11 protein-coding genes, 2 rRNA genes and 1 riboswitch are annotated in these 18,114 nt (G+C 54.8%); of the genes, 7 read left to right on the top strand and 6 right to left on the bottom strand.

Going from position 1 to position 18,114, the window contains the following annotated elements; all coding sequences use genetic code 11:
• From FD744_RS12540 to aceK, 6 genes are all read left to right on the top strand, one after another.
• Window positions 1–103, top strand: a 23S ribosomal RNA gene (locus tag FD744_RS12540); the annotation flags it as partial.
• 104 nt (window positions 104–207) lie between these two features.
• A 5S ribosomal RNA gene (gene rrf, locus FD744_RS12545) occupies window positions 208–323 on the top strand.
• A gap of 384 nt (window positions 324–707) precedes the next feature.
• A complete protein-coding gene (metA, locus tag FD744_RS12550; protein WP_034827128.1) occupies window positions 708–1,637 on the top strand; it encodes a homoserine O-succinyltransferase in 930 nt (309 codons plus the stop codon).
• Between the two features lie 271 nt (window positions 1,638–1,908).
• Window positions 1,909–3,507: a malate synthase A gene (gene aceB, locus FD744_RS12555; RefSeq protein WP_160868381.1), complete on the top strand. Its 1,599-nt coding sequence runs from the start codon at window positions 1,909–1,911 to the stop codon at window positions 3,505–3,507.
• Between the two features lie 16 nt (window positions 3,508–3,523).
• Entirely contained in the window at window positions 3,524–4,825 is a 1,302-nt protein-coding gene (gene aceA, locus FD744_RS12560; RefSeq protein WP_160868382.1) for an isocitrate lyase, read from the top strand.
• Window positions 4,826–4,958: 133 nt separating this feature from the next.
• Window positions 4,959–6,692 (top strand): bifunctional isocitrate dehydrogenase kinase/phosphatase, encoded by a 1,734-nt coding sequence (gene aceK / locus FD744_RS12565; RefSeq protein WP_160868383.1) that lies wholly within the window; start codon window positions 4,959–4,961, stop codon window positions 6,690–6,692.
• On the opposite strand, the gene iclR is transcribed toward aceK, so the two are convergent.
• Window positions 6,689–7,519 (bottom strand): glyoxylate bypass operon transcriptional repressor IclR, encoded by an 831-nt coding sequence (gene iclR, locus FD744_RS12570; RefSeq protein WP_160868384.1) that lies wholly within the window; start codon window positions 7,517–7,519, stop codon window positions 6,689–6,691. The genes aceK and iclR overlap by 4 nt on opposite strands.
• A gap of 198 nt (window positions 7,520–7,717) precedes the next feature.
• On the opposite strand from iclR, the gene metH reads away from it, so the two are divergent.
• A complete protein-coding gene (gene metH, locus FD744_RS12575; RefSeq protein ID WP_160868385.1) occupies window positions 7,718–11,401 on the top strand; it encodes a methionine synthase in 3,684 nt (1,227 codons plus the stop codon).
• Window positions 11,402–11,520: 119 nt separating this feature from the next.
• On the opposite strand, the gene FD744_RS12580 is transcribed toward metH, so the two are convergent.
• The 5 genes from FD744_RS12580 to pgi form a co-directional block, all read right to left on the bottom strand.
• The gene (locus FD744_RS12580) at window positions 11,521–13,611 is read right to left on the bottom strand and encodes a YjbH domain-containing protein (RefSeq protein ID WP_160868386.1); all 2,091 of its coding nucleotides are present in this window, start codon (window positions 13,609–13,611) and stop codon (window positions 11,521–11,523) included.
• The gene (locus tag FD744_RS12585) at window positions 13,611–14,348 is read right to left on the bottom strand and encodes a capsule biosynthesis GfcC family protein (RefSeq protein ID WP_160868387.1); all 738 of its coding nucleotides are present in this window, start codon (window positions 14,346–14,348) and stop codon (window positions 13,611–13,613) included. The genes FD744_RS12580 and FD744_RS12585 overlap by 1 nt, the downstream gene beginning before the upstream one ends.
• Complete coding sequence (locus FD744_RS12590) at window positions 14,345–14,992, bottom strand: YjbF family lipoprotein (RefSeq protein ID WP_034827114.1); 648 nt, start codon at window positions 14,990–14,992, stop codon at window positions 14,345–14,347. Before FD744_RS12590 ends, FD744_RS12585 begins: the two co-directional genes overlap by 4 nt.
• A 77-nt stretch (window positions 14,993–15,069) precedes the next feature.
• Window positions 15,070–15,318 carry an exopolysaccharide production protein YjbE gene (gene yjbE / locus FD744_RS12595; protein ID WP_160868388.1) on the bottom strand — a complete coding sequence of 83 codons (249 nt, stop codon included), beginning with the start codon at window positions 15,316–15,318 and terminating at the stop codon, window positions 15,070–15,072.
• Between the two features lie 523 nt (window positions 15,319–15,841).
• Window positions 15,842–17,488: a glucose-6-phosphate isomerase gene (pgi, locus tag FD744_RS12600; RefSeq protein WP_160834053.1), complete on the bottom strand. Its 1,647-nt coding sequence runs from the start codon at window positions 17,486–17,488 to the stop codon at window positions 15,842–15,844.
• A gap of 394 nt (window positions 17,489–17,882) precedes the next feature.
• Window positions 17,883–18,077: riboswitch (Lysine riboswitch) on the top strand.
• Window positions 18,078–18,114 lie beyond the last annotated feature (37 nt).

Raw genomic sequence — 18,114 nt, forward strand, 5'->3', positions numbered from 1 at the left:
AGTCCTGAAGGGACGTTGAAGACGACGACGTTGATAGGCCGGATGTGTAAGTGCAGCGATGCATTGAGCTAACCGGTACTAATGACCCGTGAGGCTTAACCTTACAACGCCAGAGGCGTTTTTGAGAAGACGCAACAGATTTTCAGCTTTGTTCGAACGGATTGATTTGCGTGGTGACGATTGTCACGGCGTGAATAACAGAATTTGCCTGGCGGCTTTAGCGCGGTGGTCCCACCTGACCCCATGCCGAACTCAGAAGTGAAACGCCGTAGCGCCGATGGTAGTGTGGGGCCTCCCCATGCGAGAGTAGGGAACTGCCAGGCATCAAATAAGTGAAGAAACCCTGAACGAAAGTTCAGGGTTTTTTTACGTCTGCAAATCGGCGAAATCAATGCTAACAGCCACGAAGATCGCCAAAACACCGCTAAATGCGCTGCGAAAATAGATCGAATTGCTCCGTAAAGCCTCCCATTTTTCCTCTCAAACACTGTCATTACACCTCATCTATATGCAAAAAACGCATAGAACACCGCGTTGGTCGCGCAAAGATGTAGCATAAATAGGCGGATCAGACCTCCAAATCCCGCTTTAAACTGAAACATTTTCATAATCCGCATGAAGACTCGACATTCAGCGGATGCCAGGCTAACCTCGGGCATCTGGATGTCTAAACGTTTATATGGTTATCAGTAAGAGGTCAGTCAGTTATGCCAATCAGAATCCCCGACGAATTACCGGCAGTGAATTTTTTGCGTAATGAGAACGTGTTTGTCATGGCCTCATCGCGCGCCAGTGTTCAGGAGATTCGCCCGCTAAAAGTACTGATCCTCAACCTGATGCCAAAAAAGATCGAAACGGAAAATCAGTTCTTACGCTTACTCTCCAACTCACCATTGCAGATCGACATACAGCTACTGCGCATCGACAGCCGTGAGTCACGCAATACGCCGAGCGAGCATCTCAATAACTTCTACTGCAACTTCGAAGATATTGAGCACGATAATTTCGATGGTCTGATCGTTACGGGTGCCCCGCTGGGATTGGTGGATTTCAATGATGTGGCATACTGGCCGCAGATTCAGCGTGTGCTGCACTGGGCGAAAGAACACGTCACATCCACGCTGTTTGTCTGTTGGGCGGTACAAGCCGCGCTGAACATTCTGTACGGCATTCCAAAGCAAACGCGTCAGAACAAACTTTCAGGCGTGTATGAACATCAAATCCTGCATCCGCATGCTTTGTTAACCCGTGGATTTGACGACAATTTCCTCGCGCCGCATTCGCGTTATGCTGATTTCCCGAGCCAGTTAATTCGCGACTATACCGATCTCGAGTTGTTTGCCGAATCTGACGCCACCGGGGCTTACCTGATGGCGAGCAAAGATAAGCGCCTGGCGTTTGTAACTGGCCATCCTGAATACGATGCGCTGACGTTATCCGGTGAATACCATCGTGATTATGATGCCGGGCTGCATCCGGAAGTACCATTTAACTACTTCCCACAAGACAATCCTGAACTGCCACCGCGTGCCACCTGGCGCAGCCACGGTAATCTGTTGTTCTCAAACTGGCTAAACTATTACGTTTACCAGATTACACCGTTCGATCTGCGTCATATGAACCCCACACTCGACTAAAGCAAAGCTCGCTTTTCTCGTTAAATGTGCCGTGACAGCCTTGTGCTGTCGCGGCATTTTTTTTGCCTTGCGCAAGCTTGTGGAATCCATTGCCTTTAATTTGAGAGTTTAAATTACATATTTATCAGTATAATAAGTCAGTTTAAATATAAAAATGGAAATAGTTTTTGAAAATAAGATAAAAATCATTATGCTCTGATCTTGCCGGTTAAAAATCACCCTACACCCGGATCCCCGTAAATGGGGACGGATCATAACAGGAGCAGCCCGCATGACAGATTCGGTTATCCACAATACGCTGACCTTCACTCAGCCCTTTACCTACGCGGAAAAGCAGCTGCTCACCCCGCAAGCCATCGACTTCCTGCACACACTGGTCGCGCGTTTTGCACCGGAACGTGAGCGCCTGTTAAAAGCACGTCAGCAGCGCCAGCAGCGTTACGATCAGGGTGCCTTACCTGACTTTGATTCGGAAACAACTTCCATTCGTGAACGTGACTGGCAGGTTCGCCCGATTCCCCAATTGCTGCGCGATCGTCGCGTCGAGATCACCGGCCCGCCGGATCGCAAAATGGTGATCAACGCGCTGAATGCGAACGTCAACGTCTTCATGGCCGATTTCGAGGATTCGCTGGCACCCACCTGGCAGAAATTGATGGATGGCCAGCTGACTCTACGGGATGCGGTCAACGGCACGCTGAACTTCACCAGTGAAGCGGGCAAGATCTACCAGCTGAAATCCGATCCTGCTCTGCTGATGTGTCGTGTACGTGGGCTGCATCTGAATGAAAAACACGTTGAGTGGCGCGATCGGGCCATTCCTGGCGGGCTGTTTGATTTTGCGCTTTACCTGTTCCACAACGTTGATGCGCTGCTTGAGAAGGGGCATGGCCCCTGGTTTTATCTGCCAAAAACCGAGCATGCATCTGAAGTGGCGTGGTGGCGTGAGATCTTCCGCTTTAGCGAGGATCGCTTTGATCTGCCGCGCGGCACCATCAAAGCCACGGTATTGATCGAAACGCTGCCGGCAGTATTCCAGATGGACGAGATCCTGTGGGAACTGCGCGATCACGTGGTCGGCCTGAATTGTGGTCGCTGGGATTACATCTTCAGCTACATCAAAACCCTGGCACAGCACGGCGATCGCATTCTGCCGGACCGCCAGCAAATCAGTATGGATCAGCCCTTCCTCGATGCCTATTCACGGTTGCTGATCAAAACCTGCCACCGCCGCGGCGCACTGGCGATGGGCGGCATGTCCGCGCTGATTCCGAGCAAAGATGCCGAGCGTAATGCGTGGGTGATGCAGAAAGTACAGGAAGACAAAGCGCGTGAAGCCGGTAACGGCCATGACGGCACCTGGGTCGCGCATCCGGGGCTGGCCGATATCGCCATGGCTGAATTCGACCGTCAGCTCGGCAATCAGCCTAATCAGCTGCAGGTCAGCCGCGATCAGGATGCACCCATCACCGCCGAACGTCTGCTGCGGCCATGTCGGGGTCTGCGCACTGAAGTGGGTATGCGCGCCAACATTCGCGTGGCGTTGCAGTACCTTGAGGCGTGGATTGGGGGTAACGGCTGCGTGCCGATTGATGGGTTGATGGAGGATGCCGCCACGGCAGAAATTGCCCGCACCTCCATCTGGCAGTGGATTCATCACAAGCAGATCCTCAGCGATGGCCAACTGGTGACCGCCGAACTGTTTGAGCGGCTACTCGATGAAGAGATGCTGGCCCTGCAACAAACGCTGGGCGAGGAGCGCTTCCGTAGCGGACGCTTTGCCGATGCCGCCGCGCTGATGTCGCAAATCACCACGGATAACGAACTGGTTTCTTTCCTTACTCTGCCGGGCTACCGCCTGCTGCCATGAACCTGGAGATAACGCTATGAATCGTCACCAACAGATCAAACAACTGGAATCGAGCTGGAACGACGCGCGCTGGCAGGGCATTACCCGCCCCTACAGCGCGGAAGATGTTATCAACCTGCGTGGCTCAGTGAATCCGGCCTGCACGCTGGCAGAGCGCGGGGCGCATAAACTGTGGTCGCTGCTCAATGGTGAGTCCACCAAAGGGTATATCAACAGCCTCGGCGCCTTAACCGGCGGGCAGGCAATACAGCAAGCCAAAGCCGGAATAGAGGCGATCTATCTCTCCGGCTGGCAGGTGGCTGCGGATGCGAATATGGCCGGGCAGATGTATCCCGATCAGTCGCTCTATCCGGCGAACTCGGTGCCGAATGTGGTCGAGCGTATCAATCAGAGCTTCCAGCGCGCCGACCAGATTCAGTGGGCGAATGGTCTGTCGCCAGAAGATGAAGGCTTTATTGACTACTTCCTGCCGATTGTGGCGGATGCAGAAGCGGGGTTTGGTGGCGTGCTCAATGCCTTCGAGCTGATGAAATCGATGATTCAGGCAGGTGCCGGTGCGGTGCACTTTGAAGATCAGCTGGCCTCGGTGAAGAAGTGTGGCCATATGGGTGGCAAAGTGTTAGTGCCCACTCAGGAAGCGATTCAGAAACTAGTGGCTGCGCGGCTGGCAGCTGATGTCATGGGCGTGCCGACGATATTGCTGGCACGCACCGATGCGGATGCCGCTGACTTGATTACCTCCGACTGTGACGAGCGCGATGCGCCGTTTATCACCGGGCAACGTACCGCTGAAGGGTTCTTCCGTACTCGCGCCGGTATTGAGCAGGCGATCAGCCGTGGCTTGTCGTATGCGCCGTACGCAGATGTATTGTGGTGCGAAACCTCGACGCCGGATCTCGAACTGGCGCAACGTTTTGCCGACGCGATTCACGCGCAGTATCCGGGCAAGTTGCTGGCCTACAACTGCTCGCCGTCATTCAACTGGAAGAAGAATCTCGACGATCGCACCATCGCCCGTTTCCAGCAGGCATTAAGCGACATGGGCTATCGCTTCCAGTTCATTACGCTGGCCGGCATTCATAGCATGTGGTTCAACATGTTCGATCTGGCACACGCGTATGCGCAGGGTGAAGGGATGCGCCATTACGTTGAGAAAGTGCAGCAGCCGGAATTTGCCGCGCGCGAAAAAGGCTACACCTTCTCCTCTCATCAGCAGGAAGTGGGCACCGGCTATTTTGATCGCATCACCAATGTGATTCAGGGCGGCCAGTCCTCAGTCACTGCGCTGACCGGTTCGACGGAAGCCGCGCAGTTCTGATCAGTCTGCATGCGTACCCTACGAAAATTGCACGACCCATTCGTAGGGTCGCCATTGATGCCGACTAAAACCGCATCGCGGACTTTCATCACGCCTGGCCCATGGATGGGCTCCCTTTGCCGGAGCGTTGCCGATGACACCAAGAGAATCTCTGATCGCCCACACCATTCTGCAAGGTTTCGACGCGCAGTATGGCCGCTTTCTGGATATCACCGCAGGCGCCCAGCAGCGCTTCGAGCAGGCCGACTGGCATGCCGTGCAGCAGGCAATGAAAGCGCGTATCCATCTTTACGATCACCATGTTGGATTGGTGGCCAACCAACTGCGCATCCTCAATGATGTGTCGAACTGGGATGAGGCGTTCTGGCTGCGGGTAAAAAGCCACTATGAGACGCTGCTACCCGGTTATCCGCGCCATGAAATTGCCGAAAGCTTCTTTAATTCCGTCTATTGTCGCTTGCAGGGGCACAGCCATCTCGATCCCAATCGGCTGTTTATCTTCCCGTCGCAGCCCTATGTCGCCGCGCCGATGGCACAACGTCCATTGTCGCGGCTGTACCGTCCACAAGGCAGCTGGCATGAAGTATTAAGGCAGGTTCTGAACGATATTCCTTTGCGCTTGCCCTGGCAGGATATCACCCGCGATATCGGCTGGATCGTCCGCCACTTGCATGAACAGTTCAGCCCCGCTCAACTGGCCACCGCCACGCTGGATGTTGCCGGTGAACTGTTCTACCGCAATAAAACCGCCTGGATCGTGGCGCGATTACAGTTGAGTGATGGCATGGTGCCTTGCTTGCTGCCCATCCAGCGTGATGAGGCGGGACGCTTGTGGATCGACACCTGCTTAACCGATAGCGACGACGCCAGCATCGTGTTTGGCTTCGCCCGTGCCTACTTTATGGTATATGCACCCGTGCCCGCGGCGTTGGTTGCCTGGCTGCAACCGATTCTGCCGGGAAAAACCCTTGCCGAACGCTACATGGCCATCGGCTGCCAGAAACACGGCAAAACCGAATGCTACCGCGAATACCTGCATTATCTGTCACACAGCGACGAAGAGTTCACCATCGCGCCCGGCATCCGCGGCATGGTGATGCTGGTGTTTACACTGCCCGGATTTGATCGCGTATTTAAGGTGATTAAAGATCGCTTCGCGCCGCAGAAAGAGGTCACTGATGCGCAGGTGCGTGACTGCTATCGCATGGTTAAAGAACACGACCGTGTGGGACGCATGGCTGATACGCAAGAGTTTGAGTACTTCGCGATACCGCGCGCACGTATTCCGGCAGCGCTGATGGAGGAATTTCAACGCGATATTCCGGAGAAGATGGAACTGCGTGAAGATGTGCTGATTATCCGTCATCTGTGGCTGGAGCGTCGTATGGAGCCACTCAATTTGTGGCTGGCGCAGGCCACACCAGAACAGCGTCAGCACGCGATTGGCGAATATGGCGATGCGATTCGCCAACTGGCGGCAGCCAACATTTTCCCCGGCGACATGCTATTCAAAAACTTCGGCATGACGCGTCACGGTCGCGTGGTGTTTTACGACTACGATGAAATTCGGCCTATGACCGAACTGCAGTTCCGCGATGTGCCGCCAGCACGTTACGAAGAGGATGAGCTGCAAGCCGAGCCGTGGTACAGCGTGGGGCCGGATGATGTGTTCCCGGAAACTTTCCGCTACGCACTCTGCAGCGAGCCGGGCACCGGTAAGTTATTGCTCGCGCTGCACCCGCAGCTGTTTGATCCGGGCTGGTGGCGCGCGCTGCAAACGCGCATCCGGGAAGGGCATATCGAAGAAGTGATCGCCTGGCGCGCCGGACAGCGTTTCAGCGCGCGCTATGCATCAGTGGCCGCTTAGCGGCCAGAATAGGTCTGCGTGACCAGCCTGGCGGCGCGGATCACCAGCGCGCCGAGTTCAGTCACACGGTCGTCGGTCATGCGTGCTATCGGGCCGGAAATTGAGATAGCGGCAAAAGGCTCGCCGTGCTCATCATAGATGGGTGCCGCCACGCAGCGCAGGCCCAGCGCGTGCTCTTCATCATCATGTGAAAAGCCCATCTTGCGAATCAGCGCCAGATTCTCTTTCAGGCTGTGCGGAGACATCAAAGTTTTCGGCGTGTAGTGGTGCAATCCTTTCTGATGCAACAGCGCGGTCACCTGCTCATCGCTGAGATGGGCGAGAAATGCTTTGCCTGCGCCAGACGCGTGCATCGGTAGCTTACCACCAATCGGTGCCGACATACGCATCAGCTGCGTACACTGCACCTGGTCGATAATCACTGCCTGATAGTCGCTGAGATCCAGCACCGCCAGATTCACTGTCTCTCCGGCATCTTCCATCAGTTTACGCAGGATGGGATGCACAATCGCCAGCAGATTGCGGCTCTGGAGAAAACTGCTGCCGACCACAAAGGCATGTGAGCCGATGGTCCAGAAGCCCAGATCACCAACCTGATGCACAAATCCCTGCTGCTGCATGGTGGTCAGCAAGCGATGCGTGGTGGAATTCGGTAAACCGGCCTGTTGAGCCAGCTCGGTCAGCGCGACGCTGCCGTGAGATTCGGCGATCAGTTCGAGTAAACGCAAACCGCGCGTCAGGGATTGAACTTGCCCACCTACCGGGGCGCTGGTGGCTGTTGCGGCACGCGGTTTTTTTCCACGTTTCGCCGGTACTGGGGTTGCCATAACGTCTCCACAATCGCATCAATGCTGGAAACCATTTTCGTTTTTGGGCGTATGAATGCAAACGCTGCTTTACTGGTCGGATCTGTAATGCTTTCAGGCTGAAAATGTCTCATCTGTCGTGACTTTTGCTCACCGGAAAGTTATGCCAGTATGTTTGGCTGGCATATTAGCCAACGCAATGACGTGGACGGGGCGAGAGTGAGCAATAAAACAGAAATGCTGCATCAGCAACTGGCACAGCGGATTATGATTTTGGACGGTGGCATGGGCACCATGATTCAGAGTTATAAACTCAGCGAAGCCGATTTTCGTGGCAGCCGTTTTGCCGACTGGCCCTCCGATTTGAAAGGCAATAACGACCTGTTAGTGCTCACCAAACCGGACGTTATTCGCGAAATTCATGATGCTTATCTTGCCGCTGGCGCAGATATTCTGGAAACCAACACCTTCAACTCCACCACCATTGCGATGGCAGATTACGCGATGGAAGCTTTGTCAGCGGAGATAAACTTTGAAGCGGCAAAACTGGCGCGCGCCAGTGCGGATGCATGGACGGCGAAAACACCTGACCGACCGCGCTATGTTGCGGGCGTGCTCGGCCCCACCAATCGCACCTGCTCCATCTCGCCGGATGTGAATGATCCTGCCTTCCGAAACGTCACCTTCAATCAGCTGGTGGAAGCCTACCGCGAATCAACGCATGCGCTGATTGAGGGTGGCTCCGACCTGATCATGATAGAGACGGTGTTCGATACCCTGAATGCCAAGGCGGCGATTTACGCGGTGCAGGTCGAGATGGAAGCGATGGGCGTGAAGCTGCCGGTGATGATCTCCGGTACCATTACCGATGCCTCGGGTCGCACACTCTCCGGCCAGACCACCGAAGGTTTCTACAACTCACTGCGCCACGCCGAGCCGCTGTCGTTTGGCCTGAACTGTGCGCTCGGTCCAGACGAGCTACGCCAGTACGTGCAGGAGCTATCCCGCATTGCGGAAGGCTATGTCACTGCTCACCCTAACGCCGGTTTGCCGAATGCGTTTGGTGAATACGATTTAGATGCGGCAACCATGGCTGAACAGATCGGCGAATGGGCGCGAGCCGGTTTCCTGAATATCATCGGCGGCTGCTGCGGTACCACGCCGGAACATATCGCGGCGATGGCGGCGGCGGTTGAGGGCGTTGCCCCCCGCCAGCTGCCTGAAATCCCTGTTGCCTGCCGTCTGTCCGGTCTGGAACCCCTGAATATTCACGCTGATTCGCTGTTTGTGAACGTCGGTGAACGCACCAACGTCACGGGTTCGGCCAAATTTAAGCGTCTGATTAAAGAAGAGAAATACAACGAAGCGTTGGATGTGGCCCGTCAGCAGGTGGAAAGCGGCGCGCAAATTATCGATATCAACATGGACGAAGGCATGCTGGATGCGGAAGCTGCGATGGTGCGCTTCCTCAACCTGATTGCCGGTGAACCCGATATCGCGCGCGTACCGATCATGATCGACTCCTCCAAGTGGGAGGTGATCGAGAAAGGGCTGCAGTGCATTCAGGGCAAAGGCATCGTTAACTCAATTTCGATGAAAGAGGGCGTTGAGCCGTTTATCGAACACGCGCGTAAAGTGCGACGCTACGGTGCCGCCATGGTGGTGATGGCGTTTGATGAAGTCGGCCAGGCGGATACCCGCGCACGTAAAATCGAAATCTGTCGTCGCGCCTACAAGATTCTGACGGAAGAGGTCGGTTTCCCGGCAGAAGACATCATTTTCGACCCAAACATCTTCGCAGTCGCCACCGGTATTGAAGAGCATAACAACTATGCGATGGACTTTATCGGCGCCTGTGAAGACATCAAGCGCGAGCTGCCGCATGCGATGATCTCCGGCGGCGTGTCTAACGTGTCGTTCTCGTTCCGTGGTAACGATCCAGTGCGCGAGGCGATTCACGCGGTGTTCCTCTATTACGCGATTCGCAATGGGATGGATATGGGCATCGTCAACGCCGGTCAGCTGGCGATCTATGACGACTTGCCCGCAGAACTGCGCGATGCGGTGGAAGATGTGGTGCTGAACCGTCGTGACGATGGCACTGAGCGTTTGCTGGAGCTGGCGGAGAAATATCGCGGTAGCAAGAGCGACGGTGATCAGGAGAAGCAGCAGGCCGAATGGCGCAGTTGGGATGTGGTTAAACGTCTGGAATACTCGCTGGTAAAAGGCATCACAGAGTTTATTGAGCTGGACACCGAGGAGGCGCGTCAGGCTGCCGCACGGCCCATTGAAGTGATTGAAGGGCCGCTGATGTCCGGCATGAACGTGGTCGGCGATTTGTTCGGCGAAGGCAAAATGTTCCTGCCGCAGGTAGTGAAATCGGCGCGCGTGATGAAGCAGGCGGTGGCTTATCTCGAACCTTACATTGAAGCCAGCAAAGAAGCCGGGCACAGTAACGGTAAAATCGTGCTGGCGACGGTGAAGGGCGATGTGCATGACATCGGTAAAAACATTGTCGGCGTGGTGCTGCAGTGTAATAACTACGAAATTATCGATCTTGGCGTGATGGTGCCAAGTGACAAAATCCTGAAAACCGCCATTGCTGAAAATGCCGATATCATTGGGCTTTCCGGGCTGATTACGCCTTCGCTGGATGAGATGGTCAACGTGGCGAAAGAGATGGAGCGCCAGGGCTTCACCATCCCGTTACTGATTGGCGGTGCGACCACGTCGAAAGCGCATACGGCAGTGAAGATCGAGCAGAACTACAGTGGTCCAACGGTGTATGTGCAAAACGCCTCACGCACCGTGGGTGTTGTCTCTTCACTGCTCTCAGAAAGCCTCAACGAGGAGTTTGTGGCCCGCACGCGCAAAGAGTACGACACGGTGCGCATGCAGCACGCACGTAAGAAGCCACGCACGCCGCCGGTCAGCCTGCAAACCGCACGCGACAACGATTACGCCATCGACTGGGAAAGCTATACGCCGCCGGTCGCGCATCGCCTTGGGGTCAGCGCGGTTGAAGCCAGTATCGACACCCTCCGTAACTACATCGACTGGACGCCGTTCTTTATGACCTGGTCGCTGGCGGGGAAATACCCGCGCATTCTCGAAGATGAAGTGGTGGGTGAAGAGGCTAAACGCCTGTTTGCCGATGCCAACGCCATGTTGGACAGGCTCAGTGAAACCGGCACCCTCAATCCGCGTGGCGTAGTCGGGATTTTCCCGGCAAACCGCGTCGGAGACGATATTGAAGTCTACCGTGATGAAAACCGCGATCAGGTGATAGGTGTGAGCCATCACTTACGTCAGCAGACCGAGAAAACCGACTTCGCCAACTACTGCTTAGCTGACTTTGTGGCACCGAAATCCAGCGGTAAAGCCGATTATCTCGGTGCGTTTGCTGTCACCGGTGGACTGGAAGAGGATGCGCTGGCCGAAGCGTATGAGCAGCAGCATGATGATTACAACAAGATCATGGTCAAGGCGCTGGCAGATCGTCTGGCAGAAGCTTTTGCCGAATATCTGCATGAGCGGGTACGTAAGGTGATTTGGGGCTTTGCCGCTCATGAGAACCTGAGTAACGAAGAGCTCATTCGCGAAAATTATCAGGGCATTCGTCCGGCACCGGGCTATCCGGCCTGTCCGGAACACACCGAGAAAGCGCAGATCTGGCAGTTGCTGGATGTGGAGACGCACACTGGCATGAAGCTCACGGAGTCCTTTGCTATGTGGCCGGGCGCGGCAGTATCCGGTTGGTATTTCAGCCATCCGGACAGCAAATACTTCGCTGTGGCGCAGATTCAGCGCGATCAGGTGGAAGATTACGCGGCGCGTAAAGGGATGAGTGTCAGCGAGGTTGAGCGCTGGCTGGCACCGAATCTGGGTTATGACGCGGATTGATGGGCTGATGGCGTAAAAGGATACGCAGAGCATTCAGTCGGGGCCCAACCAGGCAAGGCCCCGAAACCTCCAGGTATGCGCCTGGAGGTCAACGCCGTTTCAACCTTCCACACTTGTCGTTAATTAAACCGCGCATCACGATCTGAGGTCATGTCATACAGCTGATATTTACGCCCCAGCATCTGTCCGCCATCACGCGTTAGCGGCACCCAATTCACCTGCGCACGGCCACGGGTTGGCGTCACGGTAAACAGATCCATTGGAATCGAGATATAGAAGCCTTTGGTGAAGTCGCCTTCGCCATAGGCTTCGGCGGACACGTTGGTTTTGGTGGCGTAGAAGCCGACCATCACACCGCTGTCGAAGCGCTTCGACACATCGACCGTCACACCTTTATCTTTCGCCAGATATTCACCGACGCTGGCTTTCACCAGCACGTCCTGCATGAACCATGGGCGCCAGTACGCGGTGAAGTGTCCGGTTGGCGCTTTGTAGTCGGTGAACTGCATCATGTTGTCCCAGTCACGTTGTTTCACGTAGTTGGCATCAACACCAAAAGCCCAGTTGCTGTCTATCGGACGATACAACACTTCACCACCCACGCCGCCGTACATGGTTTCGAGATAACCGCCGTACACCTGGCCATAGAAGCCATTGCCGAGATACCCCATGTAGTTGGCTTGCAGGTCATTAACGTAGACATTGTTCTCGACGTAGTCGCGAATATGGGTACGCACGCGCGGCAGGGTGGAGTCAGCCGGTGCGCCGTTGTAGTTAAATTTGTCGTAGTTATTGGCGAGGTTACCAAACAGGCTGCCGCTAACCAGCAGGTGATCGGTCAGTGCGTAATCAACGCTGCCCATCACGCCCAGTTGGTACATGTAGAAGCTCTCAGGCCCACCAACCGACTGATTGAGCACCGGTGCCAGATTGTAGTGAAGGCGATCTTTGCGGATAAAGAAGCCTTGTTCAGTCTCGCCAGGATCGACCGGATTCTCACGCGTCTGCTGCAGCGGCTGCTCATGACCCAGCGGGTAACCGCTCAGCGCATTGTGCAGACTGGCGACATCAGTGCGGGTGGTCACCTGCGGCATATTGAGACGCGACTCGGTGACATCTATGGTATCAATGCCGGCCGGCAGGTTGTTCATGATGATGCGATTGGCACGATCGACGCCTTCGCGCGTATCGCGGTATTTCGTCTGTTCGCCAGAGACATACAGCGTACTGCCTTTGGTCTGGATGCGCGGACCGCTTAATCCGGCGTTGTACTTCAGATCGGTCAGCTGGTTGGCTACCACCGTCGGTTGCAACAGATCGCCCTGCGGCTGCGGGTTATAAGCCGGTTTGGCACTATCAATGTGCGACTGGCGCAAATCGTTGAAGTTAGTGCGCACGGTCACGCCAAACATAAAGGTGTTGCCACGCTCATAGCTGGCGTTGATATCGGCCCAATCGGTCAGGCGATAAATCGCTCCCACGTTGACCTTGCTGCGCTGTTCCAGACGTCCGGCAAAGTCATCCTGATAGTCATTGCCTTCATATTCCACCTTCAGACGTAGCGGCTGCCAGGGGGTTTGATACTCCACGCCGCCAAACAGTGCTGCCGGGCCGTGGAACATCTGGGAACCATTGATAGAACCCGCCGAGCCACCGCCGGTACGGCTACAGAAGCTATCGCTGTAGGAGCAGAACGGGTTTTTGATACTGCCGCTGTTACCGAGGTAGCCCCAGCCGATGCCCATGGTGAAATCAAACGGTCCCCAGGCTTTGGTTGCCACCAGATATTCACTGTCAAACAGGCCGGTACCGCCCAAATCACGCGATCCGACTGCCACTTCAGGCAGCCAGTAGCTCTCCTGCCACAGACGCAGCTTCACATCGAAGGCTTTGTCTTTATAACTTTGGTCGCCACTGAAGCCTTCAACTGCGCTATAGCGGCGCGTACGCACGTCAGTGTAACGCACGGTGGTTTCCAGCCATGGGAACAGCTGCAGCGAAGCAGAGTAGTAGCGATATTGATCGTTATCGCGGAAGTTCAGGCTGAATTCGCCCTCTTTCGCCATGCGTGCCGTGGGGGTCTGCATCAAACCCACGCCGCCGAAATCCGATTGTGATGGCCCGATGGGTTCCGGCCAGGTTTCCGCGTGCACCTGGCATGCCGCAGAGACAGAAGCAGCCAACAGGCTGAGAAGTAATTGTTTTTTCATCAGTCTGGAATCCGGTGTGTCAGAACAGAAAGCATGCGCGCATTCAAATCAGCTTTTCCCCACGGCAGGCTCCACGAGGTAAAGCCCAGCCAGATGATGCTGCCGGGTGCCACTTCCACGTGACGTTGATTCCAGTAGGCGACCGGCACCTGCTGCATCTGGCCCGAAGGCGAGATCACCGTGGCGAAACTGCGCTCGGCTCCTGACAGGCGATCGTGGGTATCAAGGTAATCACGCACGGTGCGACCGGGTTGCCAGCTTGCTTTGCCGGGATGTTCCAGCGCGCCGAGAATCAGCACCTGGTCAGGCCGAGGCAGCGTGTAGAGGTCGTAGCTGCCCTGTAGCGTGCGATTGGCTTCTGGACGCAAGCGCACCCAATCAGGATCGAGTTCAGTGAACTGGCGTCCGGTGACCTGTATCGCGCTGAGCTGGTGGATCACCGCGCCAATGGTCGCTGCCAGCGCATCGCCGCTTTCGGCCTGCCAGGTGCGTAAATCAGCCAGCAACTGTTGCTGTTGTTGCTGTGCCACCGCCGTTGCGCCACGTTCAGCGATCACCGTACCGGGCCACCAGGTGTGCAGTGCCGGGTTGGTGACCAGCTGCGCCAGATTCTGCGCATGATCGATCTGCAGGATGTTTTGGTTGTGCAGGTTATGCACCGTTACCTGACTATCAGCCAGCGCATAACCGGCCGTCAGCAGCGCGATGGCCGTTAACAGAGGGGAGATTATTTTCATGATTTTGCCGGCTTCAGAATAGTGGTTTCAACTGGGAAGGCATCTGCGGCGAGCATTTGATTTGCCTGCAAAACGCTGCCATCACGGTTATCGATCCAGAAGGTGTTTTGCCATTCTGCGCCGACATCATCCATTCGCACGGTCTCGATCCAGATACGGCAGGGCACGCGCTCACCGGCGATGTTCAGCACGGTGTCATCGCCGCGCTGAAAGGTGGAAGTGGCGGTGGCAGCGCGTACTTTCTCTTTCTCGCGCCACTGCACCACGCGGGTCCAGCTGACATTGTTTTGCAGATGCAGCGCATCGGCGAGCGGATCCTGCGCCAGATTGCTGACCTCATCAAGGTTGCTGGCCAGCCCCAGTGTTTTGACGAGCCTGCCATGCTGCATCACCAGCATCGCCTTATCCTGGGTGATCCATTTCTGCTGGCCGTTTTCGTCATACCCAAGTACCACGAAGATACGCGGTCCTTCATTGATGCGCGCATACAGGCTGGCGTAAGGGAGACTGGCAACCTGCTCATCGGTGACGGTGACATCATCCGGACCTTTCACGGCCAGCATCACGGTTTGTTCCAGGCCTTTTTGTGTTTGTGTGCAGGCCTGCAGCAGCAGGCAGAAAAGTAGCAAGGAGAGTCGGTGCACTGTGTATATCCCTGTCAAAAATAAAACCAGGCAAAAAATAACCACACGGCTGTGTGGTTATGTTTAAAGGTGCTACATCAACGCGTGGTGCTCGTTGTGGTGGTGGTTGTTGTGCCGGTATTTGCGCCGTCACCGCCGCCAGCAGCAGCGATGCCGAGTCCTACTAACGCGCCCAGTGCGCCGATACCCACAGCGGTCGTGGCACCGGTCGAGATTGCTCCCGCCTGCGCGCCCGCTGCAGCACCAGCTTCTTCCGGTGCGGCAATCGCAGCGGAAGAAACGGCGACGTAAAGTAAGGCTGCACCGGCAAGCATCAGTTTTTTCATAACAACGTTTCCTGCATTTTTAGAAACAAATGAATGAAGGATGTACCCTAATTTCGGGCGCGTTCAGTATAGGGCAACAAATTACCAGAGTTCATCGCCAGTAAAAGAGGGTGAAAAACAGGGGTTATTCTGGTGATAAATACGGCGAATTGGCGATAGCTGCTTTTTTTAAATGAAGATTTTTCAGGTGGCGGGATATTTGAGTGGTTGTGGCTGACACGGCAGCATTTTTCACTTTTGCATTAAAAAATGGTACGGAATAGGATTAATCAGATTTTCCTGAGTGTGCTTTAATTTTAATGATAGATTAATCAAATAGATGCTTGTTTTTGGTGGGCGAATTAGATCCATTTTTTGATGAGTGCCATGCTATTCATTTTAAACAAACTCCGATTTTCCTTAGCGCATTTTAAGAATTATCTAACCGTAACGGGATCGCTAAATAACAAAATTGCGAGGTTTATTGCATGTTTGATAGAAATAAGGCGGCAATTAAGCCGCCTTATTCAGATTGGCAGGAAAATTAACGCCAGGATTTATAGCGGTTAATTAAGCCATTCGTGGAACTGTCGTGGCTGCTGATCTGCGATTCATTTTCCAGCTCTGGCAGAATACGGTTTGCCAGCTGTTTACCCAATTCAACACCCCATTGGTCAAAGGTGAAGATGTTGAGAATCGCGCCCTGGGTAAAGATCTTGTGTTCGTACAGCGCAATCAGTGCACCCAGGCTGAACGGGGTGATTTCACGCAGCAGGATGGAGTTGGTTGGGCGGTTACCCTCGAACACCTTGAACGGCACGATGTGGGCAACAGACTCAACGGATTTACCGGCATCGGTAAACTCTTTCTCGACCACCTCACGAGATTTACCAAACGCCAGCGCTTCGGTCTGCGCGAAGAAGTTCGACAGCAGCTTCGGATGGTGATCGGTCAGTGCGTTGTGGGTCTGCGCCGGCGCGATAAAGTCGCAAGGGATCAGTTTAGTGCCCTGATGAATCAGCTGATAAAACGCATGCTGGCCGTTGGTGCCTGGCTCGCCCCAAATAATTGGGCCGGTCTGGTAATCCACCGGGTTACCTTCGCGATCCACGTACTTACCGTTGGACTCCATGTTGCCCTGCTGGAAGTACGCTGCGAAACGGTGCATGTACTGGTCGTAAGGCAGGATGGCTTCGGTTTCGGCACCAAAGAAGTTGTTGTACCAGATACCGATCAGTGCCAGCAGCACCGGCAGGTTTTGCTCGGCTGGCGTGTTGGCGAAGTGGTTGTCCATCGCATGTGCGCCGCTCAGCAGCTGTTCGAAGTTCTCGAAGCCCACTGACAGGATGATCGACAAGCCAATCGCTGACCACAGTGAATAGCGACCGCCGACCCAGTCCCAGAACTCAAACATATTGTCGGTATCGATACCGAACTCGCCCACCGCTTTACCGTTGGTCGACAGCGCAGCAAAGTGTTTGGCGACATGCTGCTGGTCGCCCGCAGTTTTCAGGAACCAGTCGCGCGCGCTGTGGGCGTTGGTCATGGTCTCCTGCGTGGTGAAGGTTTTAGACGCCACGAGGAACAGGGTGGTTTCCGGGCTGAGATCTTTCAGCGTTTCGGCAATGTGCGTGCCATCAACGTTAGAAACAAAGTGCATGTTCAGGTGATTTTTATACGGGCGCAGCGCCTCAGTCACCATGAATGGACCGAGATCCGAACCGCCGATACCGATGTTCACCACGTCGGTGATCGCTTTGCCGGTATAACCTTTCCACTCGCCGCTGATGATGCGCTCAGAGAAGCCTTTCATCTTCGCCAGCACCGCATTCACTTCTGGCATCACATCTTTGCCATCCACGATGATTGGCGTGTTGCTGCGATTACGCAAAGCAACGTGCAGCACGGCACGCTCTTCGGTGCGGTTAATCTTCTCGCCAGAGAACATGGATTTGATGGCGCCCGCCAGATCGGTCTCTTTTGCCAGCGCCTGTAACTTATCGAGGGTTTCCTGGGTGATGCGGTTTTTTGAGAAATCCACCAGCATCTGGTCATCGAAGGTGGCAGAGAATTTCGCAAAACGATCGGCATCATCTTTAAACAGGTCGGCGATTTGCACCGATTTCATCTGGTCAAAATGCTGCTGCAGCGCTTTCCAGGCTGCGGTTTGTTTCGGATTGATATTTTTCATGGCAACACTCTTGTTGAAATAAGAACCGTCATTCCAGCCGGGCGCGTCCTGCTGGCCCAGCGTGCTAAGCATTTCTTGTGGCTGATACGCTACCGCGAACGGGTTTCAGTATGACCACAGTTGCAAACGAAGGGAAAAAATTTGTGACCGTGGCCGCAAGGTTTCAGGTTAATCCGGCGGCGATTGTCGATGTTCTGGCAAAAAAATTCCCTGTGCCGCATCAGCAAAAAGCCGCGTTTTTGCGCGCCGTTGACTACTTTAGGCGGGTGCGAGCGCCAGCGTTTGTTCTGCGATGCGCTGGCGTAATTCTAAAAAAGAATTTTCAACGTGTTGCAAGGCTGGACAGCGGAAGAATTAATCAGTATTTTGTGCCCGCGACTTGCACCTTTGGGTGCAAGCCAGAAGAGGCGCGTCGCCCAGGCAGTGTGTTTGAGGATCCGTATCCAACGACAACACATCATGGGGTGCGACGCCGAGATGGAACAACACGCGGAGTGTTGTCCTGTCGGCTGCAGGGGCTGAATCCTCTGGGTTGTCACCAGAAGCGTCCGCAGTCGGACGTTTCGCAAGGTGAAGTGCTTTTGGTGACTCATCTCCTGATCTTGTCTGTCCAATTCTGCTCTTCT

Source organism: Pantoea sp. Taur, assembly GCF_009830025.1.
Classification (GTDB): domain Bacteria; phylum Pseudomonadota; class Gammaproteobacteria; order Enterobacterales; family Enterobacteriaceae; genus Pantoea; species Pantoea communis.